The organism is Bdellovibrio sp. HCB337, assembly GCF_047302465.1.
GTDB lineage: Bacteria > Bdellovibrionota > Bdellovibrionia > Bdellovibrionales > Bdellovibrionaceae > JACMRP01.
Window position 1 is genome coordinate 354,380 of sequence record NZ_CP178621.1, and the last position, 14,319, is coordinate 368,698.

Below are 14,319 nucleotides of genomic sequence, written 5' to 3' on the forward strand. Positions count from 1 at the left end.
TTTATAAAAATCTATAGAGTTTACAGATAGCTGTCTATCTCTTTCAAAGATCCATCAAGGCCGGAGAGGCGCTAAAACCTATTCCAACTTCCTGTATATACTGGGAGGGCCTTTTCTCGAAGGCGCTCCAAATTTTGATCAAACTGGGTTTTCTCCCAATCGTAAAAGAACGGGGTCTTGTTTCTTCTGAACTTGAAAAGGGTCCGTAGATATCTCATATACACCTCCTCTTGTTACTTTTATTTTCGGCAAGAGGGTGCTATATTTCAATACCAGGGGCAAAAGTACTATTTGGCGATACGATCGCCTTAGGCTCTGCCACTTCTGCGGAAGGATCAGCCTGTGTCACAAATTGACCAATTTTTAACGGCTCTGAAGCGCGCTCTTAAGAATAAACAATGGAACTACAAACAAGTTGCTGAAGCTTTGCATGTCAGCGAGTCCAGTGTGAAACGGTTGCTGAGTAATAAAAAAATCAGCCTTGATCGTATTGAAAAAATCTGTGAAGCCACGGGAATTAGTTTTTCGGATGTTTGTAAATTGGCCGAGTGGCAAGATGAAGATCCTTATTTGATTCTTTCTTTTGAGCAAGAAAAGCTTCTGTCCGAGAATCCGCGCCTTTTGCATTACTTCACTTTGCTGACGGAAGGGTACAAACCACAAAAAATTGAAAAAGAATTTCAGATCACTCAAGCAGAGAGTAAAAAATTTCTTTTCGCTTTGGATAAGTGCAATCTGATCGAGCTTCATCCGAAAGATAAAGTGAAGTTGATTAAAAATGGACTCTTCCGCTTCCGTCGCGATGGCCCTGTCGGCAAAGTAGTGTTTCAACAACTAAAAGAAGGCTATTTGTATTCAGATTTTAAAGCCAACGATGAGTTCATTCGCTTTGGAATGAGAAGACTGAGTAGTGCCGCCTTAGGAAAGCTCAAGGCAAAGATTGAAAAAATCTATCTGGAGCTTGAGGAAGAAGCGAACTACGAAATGCAAATTGAAAACAATGACAAAGAATACGGAATTCTTTTTGCGTATCGTCCTTGGCAGTATTCCATTATGAATGTTTTAAAAAAGAAAAATTCTTAAAACTTACGAAGAAGCCCTACGACAATACCCTTGATGGTGACTTCGTAAGGAGAAAGCCACAGAGATTGTAGTTTTTCATTGGCAGGGCGAAGCTCTACCATCAGTTCGTCATGGCTTCCACGTGGTGGCGTGCGCAGAAAAAAGCGCTTCACGGTTGCTTCGTTTTCCACAGTAGCCACAACAAGATCCCCATTTTTTGCACTCGATTGTTGTTGCACTAAAATAGTGTCGCCATCCCAAATGCCTTCATTGATCATCGAGTCGCCTTGAACCATCAGGGCGAAAGTCTTGTCACCTTGGCGAACCATCGCACTTGGGACACTAATAAACTCGTCATTCTTTAAAGATTCAATCGGGCAACCGGCAGCAACTTTGCCGAGGAGAGGAAGAGACAGGACCTCCTCCTTGCTTTGGAGGAGCGATGTCGGAGAAGGTCCTGTCGATGTGTATATGGATGGTGGTTTCTGCACAAGCTGAAGCGATCGCTTCTGGTTGGCAGAAACGCTCACGTAACCTTTACGGGTGAGTTGCTTAAGATAATTCTGGACCGAGTTGAACGACGCGAATCCAAAATGATCTCTAATCTCCTGATAGGACGGAGATATTCCTGAACTCTGTTGAAAGCCGTCGATGAATTCAAGGACGGCTTTTTCCTTCAAGGTTAAGTTCGCTTTTAAAGGGAGAGGCGAATTTTCATGCACCATTTACACATAAATTACATATGTAAGTTATGTGTAAGTCAAAAAGAAATACGTGCGTTAGGTGGGATTGGCGCAGAGTTTCATCACTCTACGCCGGAGACTGGACAATTCTCTTGGTTCGACTTGCAGTCAGCTAAACTAGGCCCTGCAACTTTGAGTTTATTCAGATCCACCTTTTCAGGGGTGGCAACAGAGCTGATGGCTCGCTTCTGCGAAACCAATTCTCTGGATGCTAATTCACTATGCGTGACCGGCAGTATGCTGCAGTTTTGATAAAGCAAAATTGCAACGGGATTAATGACCAACAGGGCCACGAAACTAAACCCACCCCTCTCGAGCATGAAGTCCTCCTCAAATAGAAAATTGTTCTTCTATCTATTCTACGGAGAAAGTGGTCCAGGACCTTAGTCGGAAATCGAATCTTCTCAAGATGAGACAAAGAAAGTTTCGCACTCAGGGAAATCTCGTCTTGAGACTGAGCAAATGACTGGCAATAATAGAAAAAGAGACATAAAAAGGATTTTATGAAAACTGCTGTAGTCCTAATTTTGAGCGCTATTCTTGGTATGCAAGCTTTCGCAGAAGAAGCACCCACTACAGAAAGTGAGCTCTCTAAAAAATGCATGGAGTCCCTGAAGACCTTTCCAGGCAAGCTCGACACCTCGTTGCTACAGAAAGCCTGCGACAAAGTAAAAGTGGATGATGGATGTACCAGCGTTCAAGGCCGTCCTATTTTTCATTATGAGAAATTTGCTAGCAACCAAGATGCAAAGAAGGTTCTTGTTTTCAGTTTGATCCACGGAGATGAAACTCACGCTGGAACCGTAGGACGTTATTGGATGGAACGCCTTGAGAGTTTTGATCCACGCAATTCATGGCGTGTTGTTCCTGTTTTGAATCCAGACGGCGTATTGGCAAAGACTCGTACCAATGCGAACAATGTAGATATCAATCGCAACTTCCCAACAAAAGATTGGGATCAATTGGCGAAGGCTTATTGGACAAAACAAACCAAGGCAAATCCTCGTCGCAATCCTGGAGAAGTCGCGGGCAGTGAGATTGAAACTAAATGTGCCTTGAAACACCTTGAGGATTTCAAGCCTGACTTTGTTGTCTCTATTCACACACCACTGAAGGTTTTGGATTTCGACGGACCTAAGGTGACTTTCCCGAAGTATGACTATCTTCCATGGAAGTCTTTGGGTCACTTCCCAGGCAGCTTGGGTCGCTATATGTGGTTTGAAAGACAGACTCCAGTTTTGACGACAGAGCTTAAAGAAGATCTGCCATCGTCACTAGCGCCTCTTGAAAAACTTCAAGATGTGATCGGTACCTTGGTAAAAATTGAAATCAAACCCAAGCGCGCCGATCATCAAGAGACAAAACAAGTGGTGAATTCAACATTCACCCACTCGTCTTCGGAAGCAAATTAGAACTTAAAAAGTTTTTTAAGCTCTTTATCGACATCTGCAGTGATGTTGACTTTGAGTGCGCCCAGGTTTTCTTGCAGCTGCTCGGTACGAGTTGCGCCCAAGATAACGCTGCTGACTCCATTCTGGAAATTAAGCCACGCTAAAGCCAATTGCGAACGTGAGCATCCTAGGTCGTCTGCGATCTTTTTCATTTGTTTTACACGCTCTACATTTTCTGGAGTGTACACGGTGTCTTTGAGCCATTCTATTTGCGTCAAGCGACCCTCTTTAACACCTTGATCGTATTTGCCGGTCAGCATTCCAGAGCCCAAGGGGCTCCAAGTGACAAGCCCCATGCCTAGGCGTGTAGCAGTTGGCTGGGTGTCTTTTTCAAACTTTTCGCGAGCAATCAAGCTGTACTGTGGTTGCTCCACTTGCGGTTTGTAGTAACCACGCTTTTCGCAAATTTCATAAGCTTGGTTCAATTGCTCTGACGTCCATTCGCTGGTGCCCCAGTAAAGAACCTTTCCTTGGCGAACAAGATCGTCCATGGCGCGAATGGTTTCTTCCAAAGGAGTTTCTGGATCATAGCGATGGCAGAAATAAATATCGAGATAATCAGTGCCAACTCTTTTTAGAGATTTGTCGATGGATTCCATGATGTGTTTACGAGAAAGACCTTTGTCGTTCACGTCGTCACTCATTGGCCAGAACAATTTGCTGGTAATCACTAGTTCATGGCGAGGAAAGTCTTTCAGAATTACGCCCATGGCTTTTTCAGAATCACCCTTCGCGTAAATGTCTGCGATATCGAAAAAATTAATTCCCGACTCGTATGCAAGATGAATGATGTTTTTGATGGTGGTGTCGTCTTTGACGGTTCCGCCGTAAGTGGTCCATCCGCCAAGTCCGTAAGTGCTGACTTTAGTTCCGCAGCGGCCGAGGTTTCGATAGGGCATGTTCGCTTTAAACATAAAAACACCTGATACCTTTCATTGTTCGGAAATGCTGAAAGATATCAGGTGATCAATAACTAGTAACTAGTGAATCATCGTATTTTGCATGGCATGGTGAATTGCCATGTTGCGTTCTTGCTGGCTCACAATGTTATCTTGAATGGCGACTAGCTTTGCAAGAAGTTGATCCTTTGCAGAACGAATTGCCGTAAAGATATCCTTGTCTAAGCCTTCTGCAGAAATTTTCGCATCGCCTTCTTTAAGGCTAATGGAAATCCTGTAGTGAGACTTGAGATCTTCCATGTCCACTTCTTTGCCCTCTGCTTCAATTTGAAGCGCCAGCTTCCCTGGATCTTTCAAGATCACAGAGATCACCGTTTGCGGAGTCACATAGGGCTCGAACTCCGCTATTTGCTGGTAAACATACGATTTTACTTCAGGACTGTCTTCGAGGGCGGCCTCGATAATAGCTGTTTGGGGGTTCAGAAGGTTCGCCATTAGATCCTCCTTTGCCGGTACATACTTGTTTCTTATATTGTAACAATGAGTTCGTATTAAGTCAGGTCAAGCTGTTGAGAAATGAAAAATATATTTGAAATGACATATATTTGATTTAGAATCTCGACCTTAGACGTGTTTATAGTGGTTTAGTCCTAAATTGAGACACAGGTGTTGTGGCTCTGAAAACCGCACTGGGAGCGAGTTTGGCGAATATTTCGAAGACCCCGCAGTTAGAAGAATCTTGGTTGAAAAATCTGAAATCAGAATTCGATAAAGACTACATGAAGAACTTGCGAAAGTTTTTACTGTCACAGAAGGAAGCTAAAAAAACCATTTATCCAAAAGGCGATGAATATTTTGCTGCTCTTAATTTGACTCCTCTGAAAAAAGTGAAGGTTGTAATTATTGGGCAAGATCCTTATCACGGGCCTGGTCAAGCTCATGGGTTGAGTTTCTCAGTTCGTGAAGGGGTTCGTTTTCCACCGTCACTTTTGAATATCTTCAAAGAGTTGCATAGCGACCTCGGATTGCCGATGCCAAAAAGTGGGGATCTTACTCACTGGGCAGAGCAGGGGGTTTTGTTGCTCAATGCTGTTTTGACAGTTGAGGACGGCAAAGCGGCGGCTCACCAAGGCAAAGGGTGGGAGCAATTTACTGATCAAGTTATTGCGACATTAAATGCGAACAAAGAACACGTGGTGTATTTGTTATGGGGAAGCTATGCACAGAAGAAAGCGGCATTTGTAGACCGCGACAAAAACTTGGTTTTGGAGTCCCCGCATCCTTCACCACTTTCAGCTCACCGTGGATTTTTTGGGTCTAAGCCGTTTTCGAAAATTAATAAATATCTTCGTGAACAAGGTATCAAAGAAATCGACTGGTCTTTGCCTTAATAATTTTTCATCAGGTCGAGACCTTTATAAAGGCCTGCGACCTCTTTTTCATAGCCATTGAATGCAAGTGTTGGGATCTTGGTAGGAAAGAACTTTCCATCCAAGATTCTTTCTGTGGATTGACTCCAGCGTGGGTGATCTTTCTTGGGATTCACATTCGCATAGAACCCATATTCATCGGGTCCTAACTTTTCCCAAAGACTCACAGGTCGTGTTTCGGTGAACTCAATTTTAACGATCGATTTAATACTTTTGAATCCATACTTCCACGGAACGATCAGGCGAATCGGAGCACCATTTTGTTTTGGCAACGCTTTGCCATACATGCCGGTCGCAATGAAAGTCAGAGGATGAAGAGCTTCTTCCATGGTAAGGCCTTCTATGTAGGGCCATGGATAGTGTGGCAGGCTGCTCATGTTGCTGCCGATTTTGTGATCGTCAAATGTTTGAAATTTTATGAACTTTGCTTTGGGATTCGGGTCGAGTTTCTTAATTATATCTGCCAAAGGGAAGCCGATCCACGGAACTACCATCGACCAAGCTTCAACACAGCGGAACCGATAGATGCGTTCCTCAAGCCCGCCTGAAAGAGCCGTGATGCCGTCGACGTCGAAAGTTTTGTTGGCACCTTTAAGCCCCAACACGTCGATCTTCCAAGGGCCTAGATTCCATTTTTTGACTTTCTCTTGGACAGCGTCTTTGTCGAGACTGAATTCGTAGAAGTTGTTATATCCTGTCGCGAATTCTTCTTTCGTCGCGGGACGATCTTTGTCATTCACAACATATGTCGAATTCTTTTTAAAAGTGAGCTTCTTCAGTTCTTCCTTAGCCCAGGCTTCAGGTATCAAGCCGCTTGTGACAAGGCCAGCTGCTCCAAGTCCCGCCGCTTTTAAGAGAGTGCGGCGATGGAAGTAGACTTCTTCAGGGGTCACGAGGTTTTCAGAAATCTCCCAGGACTTTTTGACTCTTGTAAGCATAGGTCTTCCTTTTTTAGAAGCTACATGGGAAATTATAAGAATGAAACTCACGGGCTCACAAACAAAATTTTTGCGCTGGACTTTGCGTGCGAGTTTCCTTCTACCGCTAGTGTACTGGGTCTATATGGGTCTACAAGGTGAGCTCGGAGTGCAACCCATTGTGACTGTAAATCGGCAGACGGGTTATGTGCTGTTATTCCTGATTCTGGCGAACCTGTGGCTTGGTGTTTTCATTCGCAGAAAATGGTTGGGACCACAGTGGATGCGTTGGATCTTTTCAGAACGCAGGTCTTTGGGGATCGCCGCTGGTTGCTATGTGATCTTGCATTTTGGTGCCTACTTAGGTCGTGAAGCTTTCGAGTCCAAGGCATTTGTTCAAATTTTTGAAAAGTTCTATCTGACAATGGGTTTTTTTGCGATGTGTATGGTTCTTGCCATGGCATTTACATCCAATGATTTTAGCGTCAAAAAACTAGGCTTTCAGCGGTGGAAAACTCTGCACCGCATGATTCATGTCGCTAGTATCTTTATCCTGATTCACATTTTCCTTATTGAAAAAGGCAATTTGCCACTGATGGCAATTATGACGTTTCCACTAATCCCATTCCAAATCTACCGGTTTTATGGCGCACTCATGCGGAAGCGCAAAAAAACATAGATTTCAAATTGAAACTCACAGAAAATAAGAGCGTTGATCTGTAAAGGAGATTGTTTATGAAATTCTTCAAAATTTTGTTGGTGCTGGGACTTGCTGGATCTGTTGTATACGCTACTGATAAAGCGCAAGTCGTAAAACAAAAAGCCTCTGAAACTGTAGATGCCGCTAGCGAATATACAAAAGAGCAAAAAGAAGCGATTCAAAAAAGCTATGATGAAAAAATGAAAGCTATCTCTGACGAAATCGCTGATCTTAAAAAAGATGCAAAAACAGCCAGCGGCAAAGCCAAAGATGGTCTTGATAAAGAAATTAAAGATCTCGAAAAAAAACAAAAAGCTCTTCAAAAAGATATGGCTCGCTGGAAAGAAAGCTCAGGCAAAGCTTGGGAAGAAATGAAATCCGGTATGAGTGCCGCTATGGATAAGATCAGTGAGTCTTATCAAAAAGCTAAAAAGGAATTTACAGAAAAAACATCTGAGTAGGTCTTGTGGCATCTTTTTCTTCTCGTTTAAATTTTGTGAGTCAGTGGCCATCCCCAAAGAAATTTGGGGATGATGTTTTGTTGATCTATGATCGTATTTTTGATCGCCATCCAAAAGTAGCGTCTTGGGTAAAGCAATTCCCGATCCGCTATGCTGTTAAATCCGGCGAAGACCTCAAAAGCCTCCAAAGCTTCCCAGTTCACATGAATACTATCTTGCAAAAGACTCATCATCTGTCTGCAAGACGTTTGAAGATTGTCGTGCTTGGTGGCGGCAGCGTCGGGGATTTTGGTGGATTCGTTGCCAGCGTTTACAAACGCGGTGTGGAACTTATTCATATTCCGAGTACTTGGCTTTCGGCGATGGATTCTGCTCATGGTGGAAAAACGGCGTTGAATGCCCGTGGTGCTAAAAACCAAGTAGGAACTTTTTATCCCGCCAAAGAAGTTTACCTGGTGAAGCCTTTGTTATTGGCTCAACCTGCAGAGAGAGGCTTTGAGGCCCTTGGTGAGCTGATCAAGATGGCTTTGCTTGCTGGCGGGCCTTTGTATCGCAAGCTCAACGCAGTTTCGACACTAAACGCGGGAACCTTGTGGCAGTTGTTACCTCTGGTCATTCGCGAAAAATATAAAATCGTGCAGAAAGATCCAGAAGAGAAAAAAGGCCTCCGTCACTTACTGAACTTTGGACATACGATGGGTCATGTGTTTGAAGCGCATTATGGTCTTCCTCACGGAGTTGCGGTGTTAGCAGGTCTTCAGTTTGCGATGGAGTGGAGCTATCAAAAGGGCTTCATGAATCAAAAAGACTATTTAAAATTGATGCAAGCGAAGTTCTGGCAAAAAGCCGTCAAGGCAAAACAACAAAGTGCTTGGAAGAATCTAAGCATGTTGGCATTGCTCAGTGAAAAGCCGCAAAGCTTCGTTCGTTATCTTGAACAGGATAAGAAAAAAACAAGTTCTCAGGATTTACGTTTTGTATTCTTAAAGAATCCTGGCAAGCCTGTTATTGCTGAAGTGAAAGTACAGGACTTCCTTCCCGAGATTGCGCGACAGCAATCTTTTTGGGGGTAGTTTGAAACAGTTCCACTTCACAGGCCGCATTCCTGCTTCGAAATCTTTAATGAACAGGGCGCTGATCATTCAAAGCTATGAGCCTCGTTTGAAGCTGGAAGGTGATTCAAGCTGTGATGACGTTGTTCACCTTCGTCAAAGTCTTCGCGGGCTTAAAAAGAAAAAGGTCTTTGATTGTGGGGAAGGCGGAACGACTTTACGTTTCTTAGCTTTTCGTTTGTCCCGCGAAAAGGGCGAGTTTCTTCTTAAGGGAACTCAGCGCCTTTTAAGCCGGCCGCAAAAAGAAATTAAGTCTATCCTTGTAAGGTTGGGCGTCGACGTAGCTTTTGAAAATCAGGGGATTCGCATTCGCTCAAGCGGATGGAAAGATCCAAAAAAGGCTTTGGTCATCAGCGCCAAAGACTCGAGTCAGTTTTTATCAGCTTTGTTTTTAAATGCTTGGGGTCTGGATTTTGATTTGAAGATTAAAGTCCAAGGAAAGATCACCTCTGAATCCTATTTTGTCATGACTTTGAAGGCACTGAAGGATCTGGGATTTAAGTACACTCAAAAAGGCTCTAACTTTGTCATACCTAAAGGACAACGAGTTGCTTTAAAAAAATACCTAGTTGAATCAGATTTAAGTTCGTTGTTTAGCGTAGCGTCTTTTGCAGCCGTATCGGGCGAAGCGTCTTTCAAAGAGTTTCCTAAAAAAAGTTTGCAGCCTGATTTAGCTTTCACGGATATTTTTCGACAAATGGGTGTCCGTAGTTCGCAAAAGGGGCAAAGTTTATCTGTACGGGCCCCTCAGAGGTTGAAACCCGTGCGTGTTAATTTAAAGAATTCTCCGGATTTGTTTCCGGTCCTAGCGGTTCTTTGCAGCTTTTCAGAGGGGAAATCCATTTTGTTTGGCGCTCCTCAGTTAGCATTGAAAGAATCCAATCGCATTCTTAAAACAGCAGAACTTTTAAAAAAGTCTGGAATCGCTTGCACCGCTCGTAAAGACGGGATCGTGATTTCAGGAAATGGTGGGATTTCAGTTCCACAGGAATTTTCGTTTGATCCGGATAAGGACCACCGTTTGGCTATGGCGGCGGCACTTTTGAAATTTTATGGCCATCGTATTAAAATTAAAGACCCTGATGTTGTTCGTAAAAGCTTTCCTGAGTTTTGGAGATACGTAGGAGTACGGCCATGATCACCGTGATTATTGGGCAAAGAGGAGTCGGTAAGACTCAGTTACTTAAGAGAATCCATCGTTATACGGAGTCTGCAAAGACTCCTTGTTTTGACCTGGATCAAGAAATTGAAAGACGCAGTAAAAAAAGCGTTCGCGCTATTTTTGAAAACGAAGGTGAAGAGGCCTTTCGTGAGATTGAAAAACGCGTTTTTCACGAAATCATCCTCGCACACTCGTCGTGTTATTTAGCGGTAGGAGCGGGCTTTCCAGTAGGAATGATTCCTTCTCACGCAAAAGTCTTGTGGGTGCAAAGAGCGACCGACCATGCTGGCAGAGTCTTTTTGGATCGTCCTCGCCTTGAGGCCGACTTGCCGCCACTTGAAGAGTATGAAAAGCGCGCTCGTACACGTGAGTTCCATTTTAGAAATGTTTACGACCAAATTTACTTCATGCCAGAGGGTTTGACGGAAGTTGATTCTTTAGAAGAAGAGATCGTGATTAAGCATAAAAAAGTGGTGGCGGGGAGCGTGACTTTATTGCCTGAGCTTTTTGTCAAAGAATCACGATGGCATAGCTTTATCGAACGGTATGCCAATCACGGCGTAGAATTTTTTGAAGTGCGTGATGATCTTTTAAATCACGATCAGATTCAAACTTGCTTGGGGTCTTTGTTTACAGAGAAATTTATTTTCTCGTTTCGTACAGGACAATCTGCGACTTACCCTCAAGGCAGCCAAGTTCTCTATTACGACTGGGCCTTAGAGTTAGGCGAGATGCCTCAACCAGTTAGATTCTTGAAGCAACGATTGATTATTTCTCTGCATGATTTGAAAGAGGGCGAAAGCCTGGAAAATGCGATTCAACGTTTGAACGACGAAACTGGTAAGTGTGTTCATTTGAAATTGGCGACAATGGTGAAAACTTTTGATGACCTTTTACTTGGTTACTTGTGGCAACAAGCGGATCCGCAAAATCGTAGCTTCTTGCCAAGATCCGAAAGTGGTCGTTGGGCGTGGTTTAGACTTTGGATGAAAGGTCGTCAACTTCTGAACTTCTGGCGTGATGCCGATGGCAGCGCCAAAGATCAGCCGGTATTGTATGAGTGGCTAGGTGTGCACTTCATCAAAACACATTTCGCGGCAGTCCTTGGTAAGCCTGTTTTGCAAAGCTGGACACCGATCGAACAAAAGAGCTTCTTTGAAGAGCGTAACGAGCCCGTTTTTAGAATCGAGATTGACCAGCTTGAGTGGGAGGAAGCTTTAAGGGCGTTGACGGTGATTGGCCTTCGTCAAGCCGCAGTCACTTCGCCATTGAAAGAAGAGGCCTACCATAGTTCGCAGCAAAAAAGCGAAGAGGCTGAACTGCTGCACGCGGTGAATACTCTGTATTACGATCAAGAGCGTAAGCAGTGGCGTGGCCACAATACCGATTTGGCAGGTTTTAAAGACCAGACTCAAGAAATTGATTCAGGTCGGTGTATTGTGCTTTGGGGCGGCGGCGGTACCTTGAATATGATGAAGAAGGTTTTGCCTCAGTCTTTTTGTTTTTCAGCAACCCGCGGTGAGATTCGAGAAGAAGACCAAACACGCTGGAAAAAAGAGCTTAAACCCGATGTTTTAGTCTGGGCAGCGCCACGAAAAGGCGATATGAAGTGGCCAGATCCCGACTGGAAACCTTCTTTGGTGATTGACCTTAATTACACGGAAGACTCTGCGGGACGGGAATACGCACAGCGAATCCATGCGGAATACCGCTCTGGGGTAAGAATGTTCCAAACCCAAGCGCAGCACCAAAGGGATTTTTGGGAGAATCAAACATGAGCGCCAGTTCTTTCGGATCCAGATTTATCGTCACGAGCTTCGGAGAGTCCCATGGCACCGCTTTAGGAGTGGTGATTGATGGCTGCCCAGCTGGTTTGAAGTTCGATGAGAATCTGCTAACGAAAGAACTTGAACGTCGTCGTCCAGGCGGGGACTTAGTTTCGCAAAGAAAAGAAGAAGATCTTCCAGAAATTTTGAGCGGTGTTTTTGAAGGTAAAACTTTGGGAACTCCGATCGCTATTATTGTTCGTAACAAAGATCAAAAATCTCAAGACTATGAAGCAATTAAAAATTCACCTCGGGCAGGACATGCCGACGATGTTTGGCAGCAAAAATTCGGGCACCGTGATTTCCGCGGTGGGGGACGTTCTTCGGGGCGTGAAACCGTGACCCGTGTGATGGCGGGAGCTGTCGCCCAGATGTTGTGTAAGCAGTTAGCTCCAGAAATGCAGTTGAAAGCATATTCGGCACAGGTAGGACCACATAGTCTAACCGAAGCTGACAGAGAAAAAATCTGGCAACAGGATGTGGATCAATTCACAGCACGTTTTCCGTCAGCTCAACACGAGAGAGTTCGTGAATTGCTGACTATGGCACAATCCCAAGGCGAGAGCTATGGGGGAGTAGCAGAGATTCGCATTAAAGGCGCACCAAAGGGTCTAGGACAGCCTGTCTTTCATAAGCTGAAGGCAGATCTGGCTGCGGCCTATATGAGCGTAGGGGCCACTGCAGGCGTAGAGCTTGGCGCAGGTGCGGAAGCCACCCAAGAAAAGGGAACTGCTTTTCATCAAGAGTCTCAGTCTGAGAATTACGGTGGTATTCGTGGTGGAATTTCAACGGGCGAAGAGATATTTCTGAAAGTACATTTCAAGCCGACGTCTTCCATTTTGGATATCGCTAAAAAGGGCCGTCATGATCCTTACATCGTGACACGAGCAGTTCCGGTTCTAGAGGCCATGACTTGGTTAGTACTTGCTGATCATTTGTTGTGGCAGCGTGGGGATCAAGTTTAAAGGCGACCCCACAGCAGCAAAGCTGCGGGGCCTTTTTAATACTACTTTGCTTGAACAAGCTGTTCTAATTTTTCAATACGTTTTTTAAGATCTGCGTTTTGCTCTTTGAGAGCGGCGATTTCGTCCTGAGATGACTTATCACTCAAACTCAATTCTTGAATAGCCTTGATTACTGGGCTAATTAGCTCAGAGTAATTTAGACCGTACATTCCGCTTTTAGGGTCACGCGAAACAATTGCTTCTTCTTTCGAAGAGTGTTTTGCTTCTTGAATCGCTTTTTCAGTTTCTTGTGCGATCAAACCGTAATGAAGTTTTTCATCGGCGCCGTTTTTCCAACGATAGAATACTGGACGAAGCTTTTCGATGAAGCTTAGGCCAAGATCAGAATTTTGAATTTCTTTTTTGGCACGTTCGTCAGAAGTGTTGATCGTTCCGTTAGTAGCGTAAACTTCAGTGAAGCGGAGAGAAGAGCCACCAAGAGCATAAGTGTTATCAATAGAAGGACTGATAACACCTGCTACTTGAAGTTTCGTAGATGGCGCAGTTGTACCAATACCTGTGTTACCATTATCAATCACGCGAATACGTTGATTGCCTTCACCATCGGCAAGAACAATATTATTGGAAGTACCTTCAGGTAGGCCTGTTACTTGTGCTCCAAGAATCGTATTGTATTTTCCAGTGCCAATTGTATTCCCTGTTTCATTTCCTACAATAGTATTAAATCCGAACTCATCAGTGGACGGGTTATAGTTGCTGAAAGCGGAGTTGCCTATAACAACATTTCTTGATCCTCTTAGGCTATTACTCATAGCATTTGATCCAACTACGACATTGGAAGAACCTTCTACGTTATTATTCAATGCTGCCCATCCAATTCCGACGTTTTGATCTCCGGTAATATGAGAAATCATGGCATTGTGTCCAACTGCGACATTTGAGCCACCAGATGTGTGCCTTCTTAGAGTCCCAGCACCTACTGCAACGTTCGCGTATATATCAGTTGCTAGTGAAAGTGCCTCAAAACCAACTGCAACGTTGTAGTCACCAACGGTATTTGATGCGAGGGCTGTTCTTCCTAGCGCCGCATTTCTGATTCCACTTCCGGTTCCTCTTCCAACGGTGATGCCATTGATTAAAGCATCCGTGTTGACGGTTAAGTACTTATCAGTTCCACAGTCACCAATTTGTGCACCCGAATATCCATAGGTGCCGCAGTTACCAACTATATTTAAGAATTGATGGCCAGAGGTATCACCTAAGTTAACCATATTGTCAGATGCTGGAAGTAAGTCGGCATTGATTGCTGTGCTGGCTAAGTTTGATAGAGCTGTATTTGCGCCTGCGCCGCCACCGCCGCCTCCGCCAAGCTGTTTCCAAGTCCCGTTTGCACTCAAGCCATAAAAGTTATTGGCAGTGTTGTCGAAAACAATTGAGCCAAATGGAGTATCGCCAGGTAATAATGTACGATCTTTAATTATTGGTGCAGAGAAGTCTTTCATCATCGGTGACAAAAATTCTGCAGACGCGGTTTGAGTTAGTGTAAGCGCCGGTAGGAGCGCTAACATAATAGCTTTATTTTTCATTATTC

Annotated in this window: 14 protein-coding genes; 9 read left to right on the top strand and 5 right to left on the bottom strand. The window is 44.2% G+C overall.

Going from position 1 to position 14,319, the window contains the following annotated elements; genetic code table 11:
* The first annotated feature begins 342 nt into the window (after positions 1–342).
* On the top strand, positions 343–1,083 hold the full coding sequence (locus ACLWBB_RS01785; RefSeq protein ID WP_413289832.1) for a helix-turn-helix domain-containing protein: 741 nt from the start codon (positions 343–345) through the stop codon (positions 1,081–1,083).
* Here ACLWBB_RS01785 and lexA read toward each other — a convergent pair.
* A complete protein-coding gene (gene lexA, locus ACLWBB_RS01790) occupies positions 1,080–1,787 on the bottom strand; it encodes a transcriptional repressor LexA (protein ID WP_413289833.1) in 708 nt (235 codons plus the stop codon). The two genes, ACLWBB_RS01785 and lexA, sit on opposite strands and share 4 nt — an antisense overlap.
* Before the next feature lie 521 nt (positions 1,788–2,308).
* Between lexA and ACLWBB_RS01795 the strand changes: the two genes are divergently transcribed.
* Positions 2,309–3,217 (top strand): DUF2817 domain-containing protein, encoded by a 909-nt coding sequence (locus tag ACLWBB_RS01795; protein ID WP_413289834.1) that lies wholly within the window; start codon positions 2,309–2,311, stop codon positions 3,215–3,217.
* Here ACLWBB_RS01795 and ACLWBB_RS01800 read toward each other — a convergent pair.
* On the bottom strand, positions 3,214–4,170 hold the full coding sequence (locus tag ACLWBB_RS01800; RefSeq protein WP_413289835.1) for an aldo/keto reductase family protein: 957 nt from the start codon (positions 4,168–4,170) through the stop codon (positions 3,214–3,216). The two genes, ACLWBB_RS01795 and ACLWBB_RS01800, sit on opposite strands and share 4 nt — an antisense overlap.
* 66 nt (positions 4,171–4,236) lie before the next feature.
* The gene (locus tag ACLWBB_RS01805) at positions 4,237–4,650 is read right to left on the bottom strand and encodes a hypothetical protein (protein WP_413289836.1); all 414 of its coding nucleotides are present in this window, start codon (positions 4,648–4,650) and stop codon (positions 4,237–4,239) included.
* Between the two features lie 206 nt (positions 4,651–4,856).
* On the opposite strand from ACLWBB_RS01805, the gene ung reads away from it, so the two are divergent.
* Positions 4,857–5,546, top strand: a complete 690-nt coding sequence (gene ung / locus ACLWBB_RS01810) for a uracil-DNA glycosylase (protein WP_413289837.1) — start codon at positions 4,857–4,859, stop codon at positions 5,544–5,546.
* Here ung and msrP read toward each other — a convergent pair.
* Positions 5,543–6,523 carry a protein-methionine-sulfoxide reductase catalytic subunit MsrP gene (gene msrP / locus ACLWBB_RS01815; RefSeq protein WP_413289838.1) on the bottom strand — a complete coding sequence of 327 codons (981 nt, stop codon included), beginning with the start codon at positions 6,521–6,523 and terminating at the stop codon, positions 5,543–5,545. The two genes, ung and msrP, sit on opposite strands and share 4 nt — an antisense overlap.
* A 40-nt stretch (positions 6,524–6,563) precedes the next feature.
* Here msrP and ACLWBB_RS01820 point away from each other — a divergent pair, with 40 nt between their 5' ends.
* Genes ACLWBB_RS01820 through aroC form a run of 6 tightly spaced genes read left to right on the top strand, consistent with a single transcriptional unit; the run spans position 6,564 to position 12,728 of the window.
* On the top strand, positions 6,564–7,181 hold the full coding sequence (locus ACLWBB_RS01820; protein WP_413289839.1) for a ferric reductase-like transmembrane domain-containing protein: 618 nt from the start codon (positions 6,564–6,566) through the stop codon (positions 7,179–7,181).
* Between the two features lie 56 nt (positions 7,182–7,237).
* Positions 7,238–7,663, top strand: a complete 426-nt coding sequence (locus ACLWBB_RS01825; RefSeq protein ID WP_413289840.1) for a hypothetical protein — start codon at positions 7,238–7,240, stop codon at positions 7,661–7,663.
* A 5-nt stretch (positions 7,664–7,668) separates the two neighbouring features.
* Positions 7,669–8,736, top strand: coding sequence for a hypothetical protein (locus tag ACLWBB_RS01830; RefSeq protein ID WP_413289841.1), 1,068 nt, complete (start codon positions 7,669–7,671; stop codon positions 8,734–8,736).
* Between the two features lies 1 nt (position 8,737).
* Complete coding sequence (locus ACLWBB_RS01835) at positions 8,738–9,913, top strand: 3-phosphoshikimate 1-carboxyvinyltransferase (RefSeq protein WP_413289842.1); 1,176 nt, start codon at positions 8,738–8,740, stop codon at positions 9,911–9,913.
* Positions 9,910–11,715: a shikimate kinase gene (locus ACLWBB_RS01840; RefSeq protein WP_413289843.1), complete on the top strand. Its 1,806-nt coding sequence runs from the start codon at positions 9,910–9,912 to the stop codon at positions 11,713–11,715. The genes ACLWBB_RS01835 and ACLWBB_RS01840 overlap by 4 nt, the downstream gene beginning before the upstream one ends.
* Positions 11,712–12,728 (top strand): chorismate synthase, encoded by a 1,017-nt coding sequence (aroC, locus tag ACLWBB_RS01845; protein WP_413289844.1) that lies wholly within the window; start codon positions 11,712–11,714, stop codon positions 12,726–12,728. Before ACLWBB_RS01840 ends, aroC begins: the two co-directional genes overlap by 4 nt.
* A gap of 41 nt (positions 12,729–12,769) precedes the next feature.
* Here the strand turns inward: aroC and ACLWBB_RS01850 are convergent, their stop codons facing one another.
* Positions 12,770–14,296, bottom strand: coding sequence for a tail fiber domain-containing protein (locus ACLWBB_RS01850; RefSeq protein WP_413289845.1), 1,527 nt, complete (start codon positions 14,294–14,296; stop codon positions 12,770–12,772).
* Between the last annotated feature and the right edge of the window lie 23 nt (positions 14,297–14,319).

What these genes read in the sequence shown, in the direction of transcription:
- lexA (WP_413289833.1), bottom strand. Translation starts at nt 1,787, where the DNA reads ATGGTGCATGAAAATTCGCCTCTCCCTTTAAAAGCGAACTTAACCTTG.
- ACLWBB_RS01795 (WP_413289834.1), top strand. Translation starts at nt 2,309, where the DNA reads ATGAAAACTGCTGTAGTCCTAATTTTGAGCGCTATTCTTGGTATGCAA.
- ACLWBB_RS01800 (WP_413289835.1), bottom strand. Translation starts at nt 4,170, where the DNA reads ATGTTTAAAGCGAACATGCCCTATCGAAACCTCGGCCGCTGCGGAACT.
- ACLWBB_RS01805 (WP_413289836.1), bottom strand. Translation starts at nt 4,650, where the DNA reads ATGGCGAACCTTCTGAACCCCCAAACAGCTATTATCGAGGCCGCCCTC.
- msrP (WP_413289838.1), bottom strand. Translation starts at nt 6,523, where the DNA reads ATGCTTACAAGAGTCAAAAAGTCCTGGGAGATTTCTGAAAACCTCGTG.
- ACLWBB_RS01820 (WP_413289839.1), top strand. Translation starts at nt 6,564, where the DNA reads ATGAAACTCACGGGCTCACAAACAAAATTTTTGCGCTGGACTTTGCGT.
- ACLWBB_RS01825 (WP_413289840.1), top strand. Translation starts at nt 7,238, where the DNA reads ATGAAATTCTTCAAAATTTTGTTGGTGCTGGGACTTGCTGGATCTGTT.
- ACLWBB_RS01840 (WP_413289843.1), top strand. Translation starts at nt 9,910, where the DNA reads ATGATCACCGTGATTATTGGGCAAAGAGGAGTCGGTAAGACTCAGTTA.
- aroC (WP_413289844.1), top strand. Translation starts at nt 11,712, where the DNA reads ATGAGCGCCAGTTCTTTCGGATCCAGATTTATCGTCACGAGCTTCGGA.
- ACLWBB_RS01850 (WP_413289845.1), bottom strand. Translation starts at nt 14,296, where the DNA reads ATGTTAGCGCTCCTACCGGCGCTTACACTAACTCAAACCGCGTCTGCA.